This window comes from Acinetobacter sp. YH12218 (assembly GCF_013417925.1).
Classification (GTDB): Bacteria; Pseudomonadota; Gammaproteobacteria; order Pseudomonadales; family Moraxellaceae; genus Acinetobacter; species Acinetobacter amyesii.
In genome coordinates, this window is record NZ_VPDB01000040.1 from 1 (window position 1) to 11,912 (window position 11,912).

The 11,912-nt window shown below is 41.3% G+C and carries 10 protein-coding genes; 2 read left to right on the top strand and 8 right to left on the bottom strand.

What is annotated here, in order from left to right; genetic code table 11:
* Positions 1-171: 171 nt before the first annotated feature.
* The 4 genes from FTV03_RS11590 to pheA all read right to left on the bottom strand — a co-directional run bounded on the left by FTV03_RS11590 (position 172) and on the right by pheA (position 5,179).
* Positions 172-543 carry a hypothetical protein gene (locus tag FTV03_RS11590; protein WP_180020847.1) on the bottom strand — a complete coding sequence of 124 codons (372 nt, stop codon included), beginning with the start codon at positions 541-543 and terminating at the stop codon, positions 172-174.
* A 112-nt stretch (positions 544-655) separates the two neighbouring features.
* Positions 656-2,905: a bifunctional prephenate dehydrogenase/3-phosphoshikimate 1-carboxyvinyltransferase gene (locus FTV03_RS11595; protein WP_180041485.1), complete on the bottom strand. Its 2,250-nt coding sequence runs from the start codon at positions 2,903-2,905 to the stop codon at positions 656-658.
* Between the two features lie 3 nt (positions 2,906-2,908).
* Entirely contained in the window at positions 2,909-4,000 is a 1,092-nt protein-coding gene (gene hisC, locus FTV03_RS11600; RefSeq protein WP_078189092.1) for a histidinol-phosphate transaminase, read from the bottom strand.
* Positions 4,001-4,069: 69 nt separating this feature from the next.
* Positions 4,070-5,179, bottom strand: a complete 1,110-nt coding sequence (gene pheA, locus FTV03_RS11605; protein ID WP_078194414.1) for a prephenate dehydratase — start codon at positions 5,177-5,179, stop codon at positions 4,070-4,072.
* Positions 5,180-5,751: 572 nt separating this feature from the next.
* Here pheA and FTV03_RS11610 point away from each other — a divergent pair.
* A complete protein-coding gene (locus FTV03_RS11610; protein ID WP_180041486.1) occupies positions 5,752-6,282 on the top strand; it encodes a DJ-1/PfpI family protein in 531 nt (176 codons plus the stop codon).
* Positions 6,283-6,427: 145 nt separating this feature from the next.
* Here FTV03_RS11610 and FTV03_RS11615 read toward each other — a convergent pair whose 3' ends face one another.
* Together FTV03_RS11615 and FTV03_RS11620 are read right to left on the bottom strand one after the other, a co-directional pair.
* Positions 6,428-7,570 (bottom strand): acyl-CoA dehydrogenase family protein, encoded by a 1,143-nt coding sequence (locus FTV03_RS11615; RefSeq protein ID WP_180020843.1) that lies wholly within the window; start codon positions 7,568-7,570, stop codon positions 6,428-6,430.
* A gap of 170 nt (positions 7,571-7,740) precedes the next feature.
* Entirely contained in the window at positions 7,741-9,087 is a 1,347-nt protein-coding gene (locus tag FTV03_RS11620; RefSeq protein ID WP_180005246.1) for a dicarboxylate/amino acid:cation symporter, read from the bottom strand.
* Between the two features lie 408 nt (positions 9,088-9,495).
* Between FTV03_RS11620 and FTV03_RS11625 the strand changes: the two genes are divergently transcribed.
* Positions 9,496-10,494, top strand: coding sequence for a glycosyl transferase family protein (locus tag FTV03_RS11625; protein WP_180041487.1), 999 nt, complete (start codon positions 9,496-9,498; stop codon positions 10,492-10,494).
* 90 nt (positions 10,495-10,584) lie between these two features.
* Here FTV03_RS11625 and FTV03_RS11630 read toward each other — a convergent pair whose 3' ends face one another.
* Both FTV03_RS11630 and FTV03_RS11635 read right to left on the bottom strand, forming a co-directional pair.
* Positions 10,585-10,851 (bottom strand): YeaC family protein, encoded by a 267-nt coding sequence (locus tag FTV03_RS11630; RefSeq protein WP_078189099.1) that lies wholly within the window; start codon positions 10,849-10,851, stop codon positions 10,585-10,587.
* 2 nt (positions 10,852-10,853) lie between these two features.
* Complete coding sequence (locus tag FTV03_RS11635) at positions 10,854-11,792, bottom strand: NAD(+) kinase (RefSeq protein ID WP_078189100.1); 939 nt, start codon at positions 11,790-11,792, stop codon at positions 10,854-10,856.
* Positions 11,793-11,912 lie beyond the last annotated feature (120 nt).

Here is an 11,912-nt window from a genome sequence, read left to right on the forward strand (position 1 = left end):
TAATTCAAGTGAATTTGTTTGAAAGAAGAACTTTAAAAGCTTTATTTTCACCCGATAAAATACCCATAAAACAAGAGGAAGCTCAAATGAGCTTCCTCTTGTGAAAAATTGTGGGACAGCAGTGGCGCTATGCTGCTTTTTTATGGATGATTTTTAATTCAAATTTTCAGATCATTTCGTCATTTGTTTCCATTGAAACTCACTATATGACTCTTCTTCTTTTAAACTGTTTTCGACCGCTTGAGCCAATTGGTTCAATAGACTTTGCTCAGTAATACGATCTAACCAATCTTGGTCTTCATCTGGATAAGAGGTAATTTCACAGACTAGACGACCGGATTCATCCTGCCCCTGACATGTCACTGAAAGTGGCAATTCATGCTGATCGACACTGACTGCAATCTGATCACCACTTTGCGATAACGTTTGAAAGCCATATTTCTCAAGCTTACTTGCTAAAAACTCAGCCACTTGAGTTTGCGTATCAGCACTGCTTTCAACTCGATTTGAATCGCTATGGGCGGTGAATTGTAGTTTTCTCATGTATCTATCCAAAGACATTCTTGTTGTATGGTTTTAGCATAAGCAATTAAAACCAAACAGCCAAGCATTTGCTTGGCTGTTGTTGAATAAATATACAAATTTAGTGAATTATTTATTCACTTACCACAATCGTTAAACCGGCTTGAGTCGCTAGCTCTGTAAATGTCGGGAAGCTGGTCGCAACGGTTTCTGTACCCACGATATTAATTTCACCCGAAGTACGTAAACCTGCCATTGAGAAGCTCATTGCAATACGGTGGTCATGATGTGACTCAATTTGACCACCTGTGAAGATTGCACCCCACTCACCCGTTTTACCTTGACCTTCAATAATGATGCCGTCATCAGTAGGCGTGCAGTCAATACCCATAATTTTTAGGCCATCTGCCATCACTTGAATACGATCCGACTCTTTCACTCGAAGTTCAGCTGCACCGGTCAAAATGGTTTGACCTTCTGCACATGCCGCTGCAATAAACAGTGCTGGAAATTCATCAATCGCCAATGGCACTTGATCTTCTGGCATATGAATGCCTTTAAGCGTGCGTGAACCACGAATACGAATATCTGCAATCGGCTCACCACCAGCGATACGCTCATTTTCAACAGTCAGGTCAGCACCCATCTGTTTTAAAATTTCGATCACACCTGTACGTGTTGGATTAATGCCAACCGCTTCGAGTGTGACATCTGAACCTTCAGTAATCGCTGCACCCACCATAAAGAATGCTGCAGATGAAATGTCAGAGGGTACTTGAATGTCTGTACCGACTAACTTGCCGCCACCTTGAAGTGAAATGCGGTTGCCTTCTGTTTTCACGTCATAACCAAATGCACGAAGCATACGCTCTGAATGGTCACGTGTTGGTTCCGGCTCAGTGACAACAGTTTCACCTTCCGCCCAAAGACCAGCCAACAAAATACCGGATTTTACTTGTGCAGATGCCATTGGTAAGTCGTAATGAATACCTTTCAGGTTTTGACTTCCAGAAATAGATACTGGCGGCGTACCACGCTCACCTGTAGTTTGAATTTGCGCACCCATTTCACGTAATGGTTTGGCAATACGTTCCATTGGACGTTTTGATAATGACGCATCACCCGTCATCACCGAATCAAACTTTTGTGCCGACAACATGCCTGAAAGCAAACGCATTGAAGTACCTGAATTGCCCATATACAAAGCGCCTGCAGGTGCTTTTAAACCATGCATGCCTACACCATGAATAGTGACTTCGCCGTTTTTAGGGCCTTCAATACTTACACCCATATCGCGGAATGCTTGAAGGGTTGCCAAGGCATCTTCACCTTCAAGGAAACCAGTGACATGCGTTGTGCCTTCTGCAATAGCACCAAACATGATAGAGCGATGTGACACAGATTTATCACCTGGCACAGTAAATTTACCTTGGAATTGCTTTGGACCCGGTAAAATTTTGAATTGCTGTGTCGTCACTTTATTTTTCTCCATCAGTGGTTTCTTTGCGAGCATGTGATTGAAATGTTGACGTGCCGCTTGTGCATGCCCCAACAGTCCCATCAACGCTTGTGAATTTTCATCTTCAATCAGTTTGCGAAGAATAGCCAATTGTTTTTCAAAGCCATCTACCGCATTTAAAATTGCCTTTTTATTGGCAAAAAAGATGTCATGCCACATATGTGGGTCGCTTGCAGCAATGCGTGAGAAATCACGAAAACCGCCAGCGGCATAACGGAAAATATCTAAATTGTCTTCTCGGTTCGCAAGTTGCTCAACCAAGTTAAATGCCATCAAATGCGGAAGATGACTGGTATGGGCCAACACTTCATCGTGTTTTTCCACATCCATGCAAATTACTTCCGCTTTGGCAGCTTGCCACAATTGAATCAGTTTCTCTACAGCCCAATCTGCACTGCTTGGTAATGGTGTCAAAATCACTTTGTGATTAGCAAATAAATCTACCTTACCTGCATGCACACCTGTTAGTTCAGCCCCAGCAATCGGATGCCCCGGTACAAAACCAGCAGGTAATTGCTCACCATAGACTGCTTTCGCTGCATCAACGACATTGCCTTTGGTACTCCCAACATCGGTAATAATCGTCTGTTCGGATAGATAAGGTTTGATCACCTCAAGGACTTTTTGTGTCGCACGAACAGGTAAAGCCAAGACAACGAGATCTGCACCTTTGACCGCTTCAGCAGGATCGCTATAACCCTGCTGAATAAGTCCTAAAGCTTTTGCATCTTCTAAAGTTTTTTGTGAACGCGTAGACGCCACAATTTCCTTAGCCAATCCTTCAGCAATCATGACACGAGCTAGGCTTGAGCCAATTAGCCCAAGCCCAATAAAAGCAACTTTTTCAAATAGTGGTACAGACATGACTTAAGCTTTAGCCTCTAAGCCCAAAACTTTAGCCAATGCCGCTAAGAATTTAGCATTTTCAGCTTCAGTCCCAATTGATACACGTAAATGCTCGGGGATACCAACTGGACGAACAATCACACCTTCTTTTAATAAAGCATTGAAAGTCTGTGCAGGATCTGCTTTTACATTAACTAAAATGAAGTTGGCACGTGAAGGCACATACGCTAAACCTAAAGCATCAAAGCCTGACTCAAGTTGAGCCATACCCGCTTTGTTCACTACGCGTGATTTTTCAATAAACGCTTCATCTTTAAGTGCAGCAACTGCAGCCACCATCGCAAGATGGTTGACGTTAAATGGTTGACGAATACGATTAAGGAAATCCGTCACTTCAACTGAAGCCAAAGCAAAACCAACACGTAGCGCAGCCAAGCCATAGCATTTTGACATGGTACGGCTAACGATTAAGTTTGCGTATTGATCTAAGAATTTCAAGCTGTTGAAGTTTTCTGGGAAATATTCCACATAAGCTTCATCTAAAACCACGATCACATTTGCAGGTACTTTTTGCATGAACGCTTCAAATTCAGCTTCTTCAAACCATGTACCTGTTGGATTATTTGGGTTCGCAATAAAAATCAATTTAGTATTGTCTTTAATTGCCGCAGCCATTGCATCTAGGTCATGTGAAAAACCTTTTGCAGGCACTTCAATCGCTTCAGCATTAATGGCTTGTGTCACCAGACCATACACAGCAAATGCGTGTTGGCTATACACCACAGAGTCTTGCTCTGAAACAAAAGCACGAGCGAAAATTTCTAGAAGATCGTTTGAACCATTACCCAACGTAATGCGGTCATGTGCAATACCAAATTGTTTTTCAACTTGGTCTTTCAAAATAAAACCGCCACCATCCGGATATCGACCAATTTCTGCAAGTTCAGCAGCAACCGCTTCTTTCACTTTGTCAGAACAACCCAATGGGTTTTCATTTGATGCGAGTTTTACGATATCTGTAATACCCAACTCACGCTCAAGTTCACTAATTGGTTTACCTGGTTGGTAAGGCTTTAGCTTTGCAATGCCTTCATTGGCTGGGACAAACGTCATTTTACACTTCCAGTTTTTTCAAATGATGAAGGTGATCAACTCCTGATGGAATTGATCACAGTTGTGATCTTAAAGAACAGCAATCGGATATGAACCCAATACACGAATTTCTTTAACCAATGGACGAATTTCTTCAATCGCCGCTTTCACGTTTTCTTGCTCAACATGACCTTCCAAGTCCACAAAGAATACATAAGCCCATTTTTCTGGTAATGCAGGACGTGTTTCGATACTTGTTAAGCTAATATTATGCTTGGCAAACGGTGCAAGAATTTCAAGTAATGCCCCTGCACGGTCATGCGCAGAAATCAACAATGAAGTTTTATCATTGCCCGATTGCGGTACTTTCTCACGACCAATCACCAAGAAACGAGTAGTATTTTCAGGATTGTCTTCAATATTGCTATGCAAAATTTCAAGGTTGTAAATGTTCGCAGCGACTTCAGAAGCAATTGCTGCTGAGTGCCATTCATTGCGAATACGGCGTGCAGCTTCTGCATTTGAACTGAGTGCAACACGTTCTACACCTGGATAATGAGCATCTAACCAACCACGGCATTGCGCCAAAGTTTGTTGATGAGCATAAATTTGTTTAATGCTGTCTTTACGTGTGTTTTCAGACACTAAGAATTGGTGATGAATACGCAGTTCCACTTCACCAATAACATTCAGATGTGAAGATTTAAAGCAATCTAAAGTATGGTTCACTACCCCTTCAGATGAGTTTTCAACAGGCACTAAACCATAGTGCGCACTGCCTGCTTCTACTTCGCGGAATACTTCATCAATTGTTGGTAATGGGCGCACCACAGCGTCTTGACCAAAGTGTTTCAACACTGCCGAATGTGTATAAGTCCCAACTGGACCTAAGAACGCAATACTTTGCGGTGCTTCAAGGGCTAAACAAGCCGACATGATCTCACGGAATAAACGTGCCATTGTCACATCAGACAATGGGCCTTCGTTACGATCCATAACTTTGCGTAAAACTTGCGCCTCACGTTCAGGACGATAAAACAATGGATTCTCTTCTGCAGCAAATTTTGCTTTTGCCACAGCTTCAGCTAGTTTCGCACGACGGTTGATAAGTTGTTGAATCTGCATATCAACAGAGTCGATATCTTCACGAATTTGAGCTAAGTCCAGAGAAGTCGGAGTGTTTTGATCATCGTTGATCATTGTTATGTCGCCCTTCAAAAAAATTTTGCAAACAGTATAACAATAGTTAGCTTTCAAATGTTGCGCAATACGACTTTGATGGTTTCAGCCTTAAAAACATACAGTTGATTAAAGCTTCATCAGCTTAACTTAAGAGCCAAAACAGCCAAACTGATAGGTAAAGCCATAATTAAGGCAAATCTTACCTTTTGACGGCTTTATTGATCATTCATCTTGAGCAGCACAATAAATAGACCTTCTCTTTTCCTCCAAATTTGCCTCAGATCCATCTCCTTGTATAAGCCCATCAATCAATTTGTTTCATTGGTCATTTCAGTTTTAAATTTTGCTCTCAATACTTGAAGCAAAATAAAAATTTCAAAACTTGGTTTTCATGGCATAGAAATAATTTGAAACTTAAAGATGATCTATATAAACACTTGGTCATTGATCGTTTTTTCAGTGACTTAATAGGCACTTTCATCTAGTGTTTACAGTCATTGACGCATTTATTACAAAAGACACAGGTAATTCTTATCATTGCTTTGTAGTCTAAATATCAGAAAAAAAATAACAGCCCCATAGGTACAAGTATGCACAAGAAAATTGCAGTGTTAGTGACCTACGATTTTGAAGATATTGAGTATCTTGAGCCTGTGGAGGCCTTTCGAGCCGCTCGGCACAGCATTATCAATATCGAAGATCAGGTTGGAAAAATCGTTTACGGCATGAAACGCCGTTCCCAGATCACCATTGACCAAAGTATCGACGATGCCTCTGTGCATGATTTTGATGCCTTATTTATTCCCGGCGGTTATTCCCCAGAGAAACTCGCTTTAGATGACCGTTTTATCTATTTTGTACGTAATTTTGCAGATAGCCAAAAGCCGATCTTGAGCAGTTGCCATGGTCCACAGTTGTTACTAGAAGCTGGTGTCATACAAGGTCGCCATTTCGCCCAATCTGAAACACTTAAATCCGCTTTGTTAAACGCAGGTGTGGTGGTGTCGGATCAATCGGTTGTGAATGATAATAACCTATATATATCGTCTCGCAGTACTTTAGATACACCTGAATTTATTGAAGTCTGTTTGCAAGTTTTGGGGCAACCGTCATTATCATAGGTTTCAAAATATTCACGCAAAATTAAACACACAATCTAATTCAAATAAGCAAATCTATAGAAATACATCGTCTCTATAGAAATACATCCTAAAAAAAATAGCGAAGTCTTCACTTCGCTATTTTAATTTCAGCCTGATAAATTGTTTATCGACCTAAAATACTTCGTGCCACGATTTCTTTCATAATTTCATTGGTGCCACCGTAGATTTGCTGAATACGTGCATCGACAAAGAAACGTGAAATTGGATATTCGGTCATATAACCATAGCCACCAAATAATTGAAGTAGATTATGGGCCACTTTCATTTGCATATCGGTAGAAAAGCTCTTGAGTGCTGCTGCAGTTTCAACATCAAGTTTGCCTTGCATATAAAGTTCAACATTTTGATTATAAAATGCCGCTGTAGCCAATTCGTCAATCTTAGCCTGTGCCAAGACAAAACGAGTATTTTGGAACTGTCCGATCGCCTGTCCGAACGCTTGTCGCTCTTTAACATACTGCGTTGCCACATCAATGGAACCGCGAATCGCACCAATTGCAGTCGAGGCAATTGCGGTACGTTCACGCGGTAACTCTTGCATCAAGTAAGCAAAGCCTTGTCCAGCTTGACCCAAAAGTTGCTCTTTTGGCACTTTGACGTTGTCATAAAACAACTCTGAAGTGTCTTGCGCATGCAGACCAATTTTGTCGAGGTTGGTACCTTTCTTAAATCCATCCAAATGTGTATCGACTAAAAGTAATGACACACCTTTGGCACGTGCTTGTGGATCAGTTTTCGCAGCCAATACCACAAGGTCTGCATGTTGACCATTTGAAATAAAAGTTTTCGAGCCATTGAGCAGATAATGATCACCCTGCAAAATTGCACTACTGCGCATAGACTGCAAGTCCGAACCTGCTCCCGGCTCTGTCATACCAATAGCACCGACCACCTCACCTGTGACCATTTTCGGTAACCAATATTGTTTTTGTTCTTCTGAACCAATGTGCAAAATATAAGGCGCTGCAATTTCAGAATGGCATGAAATACCTGTCGATAATGCACTAAAACCTGCGCGAGCAGATTCTTCAACTAACATCAGTGAATAATGCGTTGGGACGCCATAGCCGCCATATTCTTCAGGCACATCGACACATAAAAAGCCATTTTCACCCAAGGCATTCCATACTGATCGCGGCATAATGCCTTCACGTTCCCATTGCTCATAATGTGGTGCGACATGCTCTGCCATAAAACGGCGAAAGTTATCTCGAAATAATTCTAAGTCTGCATCATAAGCCAGCATGTGTTTCTTCCTTGGTTAAGTTTGTTGTTTTGTTGAACTCCATCCTATTGCAGTTTAGAACGGCCGTCATGCCCAAAAACTAAAGCGTTCAAATTTGGCTTTAGTCCTGCATTAAAAAAGGAAGCCGAAGCTTCCTTTTTAAACACATCTTTTACATCACAGCATCTGCCTTAGGCATGATGTGCGTTGCCTTCTTCTTGCATCTGACGGTCAATTTCTTCAGGGTTTGCCAAAGCAAAATCCAGTTTTTCTTTGTCTAATTGACCCACCCATTTCGCAACCACAATCGTTGCCAAAGAGTTACCGACAAGGTTCGTTAATGCACGTGCTTCTGACATGAAACGGTCAATACCAAGAATCAATGCCAAACCTGCAACAGGAATATGACCCACAGCAGACAATGTTGCAGCCATCACAATAAAGCCTGAACCCGTCACACCCGCAGCACCCTTAGATGAAATGAGTAGAACCAACAACAACGTGATCTGATGCGAAATATCAAGCGGTGTATTGGTCGCTTGTGCAATAAAGATTGCTGCCATGGTCAGGTAAATAGACGTACCATCTAGGTTAAATGAATAACCTGTTGGAATAACAAGGCCCACTACAGATTTTTCTGCACCAGCAAGTTCGAGTTTTTTCAACATACGTGGCAGTACAGATTCAGAAGAAGACGTACCCAGTACGATCAGTAACTCTTCGCGAATCATACGAATCATTTTGAGGATACTGAAACCGCAAATACGTGCAATTGAGCCAAGTACAAGGAAAATAAACAGCAAACAGGTAATATAGAAGCAGATGATCAATTGACCCAATTGCGCCAAACTACCAATACCATATTTACCAATGGTATAAGCCATCGCACCGAAGGCACCAATTGGCGCAAGCTTCATGATCATGTTTACAATGTTAAAGAATACATGTGCAATTTGATCAATAAACTTCAATACAGGCTTACCTGCATCACCAAGTTTATGCAATGCAAAACCAAATAATAAGGCAAATAATAGAACTTGAAGAATCTCACCCTCAGCAAACGCACCAACAACGGTGTTTGGGATGATATTCATAAAAAATTCTTGGGTAGATTGTGCTGCACCAGATTCAACATATTTAGAAATACCTGCAGTATCTAAAGATGCTGGATCTACGTTCATGCCTACACCAGGTTTTGCAATATTAATCACTGCAAGACCGATAATGAGTGCGATGGTCGAAACGATTTCGAAGTATAGTAAAGCGACCCCACCTGTCTTACCCACAGATTTCATGCTTTCCATACCTGCAATACCACTTACCACGGTACAGAAGATCACAGGTGCAATAATCATTTTAATCAGCTTGATGAAACCTTGTCCTAGTGGATAGAACAATTCACCCCAGCCTTTTACGTATTGCTCGGTACCATTGATAATTTGTGTGCCACTTGGTGAGAAATGCCCCACCAATACACCCGCAATAATGGCAACGATCACTTGAAAATATAGTGACTTATAAATTGGTTTTTTAGCCATGACATTACTTCACGATATATTTCTGCTTCAAAGAAATATTCAGTTTTTGTCTATTTTCAAAAAATAAACAGCCCAAAACCCCTTTGTCTTCGACAAAAGAGCACCAAAGGTATTTGACTTAGCCAAATACAGAAAAACGAAATATGTATGGTGATTAAATAATCACATCAGGACCTGATATAAAATCAGCGCATTGATCAGGAGATGAAACACATACTAAAGTAGGTTAAATTTTACCTGTTTTTTAATGGCTTGTTCTGCCACAAATGTTAATTTCGGTTAAATAATAGACCGAGATCATTAGACGATAGTCTAAAGACATCCTTTTTTAAACCTGTTATCAGGCTGAAAAATACCAACTATAGAAGTAAACTATCCTTAAGTCCTAATTTTAAGCCCAGTATTTGCATGAACAATAAACGAAATATTTACAAAGATTTTGAACATCCTTTTGCGCAATTTGTCCGTATCGTGGGTAAAGGTAAAAATGGCGCACGTTCTCTCACTTATAATGAAGCCTACCAAGCGTTCAGCATGATCTTAAAAGATGAGGTTTTAGACGTTCAATTGGGCGCTTTCTTGATGTTATTGCGTGTAAAAGAAGAATCTGTCGATGAACTCACTGGCTTTGTCCAAGCCTCCCGTGATCAACTCAAGTTTAAAAAGCTTGATGTCGATTTAGATTGGTCATCTTATGCAGGTAAACGTAAACATTATCCTTGGTTTTTATTGGCCGCATTAACGCTGGCAAAACACGGCTACAATGTCGTGATGCATGGTGCTTCAGGTCATACCATTAACCGCCTTTATACAGAACAAGTATTAGAGTATTTGGGTTTTCCTATTTGCCAAAATGATACAGATGTGGAACAGCAGCTCAATCAGCGTCATTTTGCTTATATTCCGCTCGACGTCATTTCGCCAATACTCAGTGATCTAATTTCACTGCGCAATGTGATGGGTTTGCGTTCCCCAATTCACACCCTTGCCCGCCTAATAAATCCGTTTAATGCCAAAGCCACCATGCAAGCGATTTTCCACCCAGCCTATCGTGGATCACATCAACGTGCGGCATTCCAATTGGGTTATCAAAATAGTGCTGTCATTAAGGGTGAAGGTGGTGAATTCGAACGTAACCCCGATGCAAAAACCTTAATTTGTGGCATCAAGGATGGTGAAATGTATGAACATGAATTGCCTAAACTGACGGACAACCGCAGTCCCGTCGAAGAAGAACTCGATTTGGCCGTCTTTAAAGCCGTTTGGGACGGTCAACAGGTACATGAATATGGTGAAATCGCAGTCATCGAAACCATGGGAATTGCACTGTATTCCATGGGCGCCGTCGCAAGTTTTGATGATGCAATGCAAACTGCCAAAACCATGTGGGCAAATCGTCACGCTTAAATAAGCAGTATGAAGCAAAAAATTTAGGCATGCATCAAGCCAATAAAAAGCCAGCATTAAGCTGGCTTTTTCAATCAGACAGAAAACGGATTAAACGAAACGAATGGGCTTGAACTCAGGTTCTTCCACATGCGAGTCGCAATGCTCATCTTCTTCTTTGGTCCCGCGGTCGATATAACCACTACGCTCATCTTCTGGCAAATGTTTAATTTCCCATGCATACACCGCTTGCATACAAATTTGACGTTGTTCTTGAGTCAGCGCTACGCCATTTGGCCATTTACCAATTTCAATTGCCGTTTTTAATCGACCAACAATTTCAGGATCGAGTACGGCAAGCATCTGTTCAATATTCATAATTAATCCTGCTTTAATGAGTCAAAATCTTGGTTCCAGCCTAGCTTGGTACGACATGCCATATAGAAGTCATAACCAGGTGGATGTAATAAGTTGAGCTTAAATGGATGTTTGCGGATATGTAAACTATCGCCTACACCCAATGATACACTGTGTTGACCATCGGCACTGACCATTGGTAGAACACGATTTTCACGAATCAAAATTTTAATTTCGCTTTGTCCGCCGACGACAATCGGCCGTGACGACAAAGTATGTGGATGCATTGGCACTAAGGCAATCGCATCCATACTTGGGTGGACAATCGGACCACCACCAGATAATGCATAAGCTGTAGAGCCGGTTGGTGTCGAAACAATTAAACCGTCACTGTGTTGGCGGTATACATATTGCCCATCAATATTCAGTTCAAAGTCGATCATGTGTACCGATTTACCCGAGTGCAGCACAATATCATTTAAAGCCACAGCATCATAAATCGACTCGCCTTTCGAGCGAATTTCCATTTCCAACAAGAAACGTCGGTCTAGCTGAAACTCACCTTTGAGCACTTGATCTAACTTGAAAATCACTTCTGTGGGTTTGATATCGGTCAGGAAGCCCAAACGACCACGGTTCACCCCAATCACAGGGGTATTATATTTCACCAAGGCACGTGCAGCATGAAGCAATGAACCATCACCGCCGACTACGATCACCAAATCGACGACTTCACCCAATAAATTACGGCTGACCGTCTGAGTATTATTGTAGGGAACCAGCTGCGCTGTTTGCGTATCAAATACAGGATGTAATCCCAAACTCAAAATATGATCGTGGATCAAACATAGGGTTTCGATCACTGATGATTTGTCTGGACGACCAATCAAACCAATGTTTCGAAATGATTTATGTGAAATTTGCACCTGCGCTTTTGCTCCGCTTCGCCTCATTGGTATCATATCACTAACAGAAATGATTTAAAAAAACTTTAAAGTTTCGACTTTAGTGAAGTAGCTTCCAATATTTTGCATACATATAACAGTTTAAATATTGCAAAATACTGAAAAGCTTCGCATGAT

Coding starts and splice junctions, on each gene's coding strand:
- FTV03_RS11590 (WP_180020847.1), bottom strand. CDS start 543: ATGAGAAAACTACAATTCACCGCCCATAGCGATTCAAATCGAGTTGAA.
- FTV03_RS11595 (WP_180041485.1), bottom strand. CDS start 2,905: ATGTCTGTACCACTATTTGAAAAAGTTGCTTTTATTGGGCTTGGGCTA.
- hisC (WP_078189092.1), bottom strand. CDS start 4,000: ATGACGTTTGTCCCAGCCAATGAAGGCATTGCAAAGCTAAAGCCTTAC.
- pheA (WP_078194414.1), bottom strand. CDS start 5,179: ATGATCAACGATGATCAAAACACTCCGACTTCTCTGGACTTAGCTCAA.
- FTV03_RS11610 (WP_180041486.1), top strand. CDS start 5,752: ATGCACAAGAAAATTGCAGTGTTAGTGACCTACGATTTTGAAGATATT.
- FTV03_RS11615 (WP_180020843.1), bottom strand. CDS start 7,570: ATGCTGGCTTATGATGCAGACTTAGAATTATTTCGAGATAACTTTCGC.
- FTV03_RS11620 (WP_180005246.1), bottom strand. CDS start 9,087: ATGGCTAAAAAACCAATTTATAAGTCACTATATTTTCAAGTGATCGTT.
- FTV03_RS11625 (WP_180041487.1), top strand. CDS start 9,496: ATGAACAATAAACGAAATATTTACAAAGATTTTGAACATCCTTTTGCG.
- FTV03_RS11630 (WP_078189099.1), bottom strand. CDS start 10,851: ATGAATATTGAACAGATGCTTGCCGTACTCGATCCTGAAATTGTTGGT.
- FTV03_RS11635 (WP_078189100.1), bottom strand. CDS start 11,792: ATGATACCAATGAGGCGAAGCGGAGCAAAAGCGCAGGTGCAAATTTCA.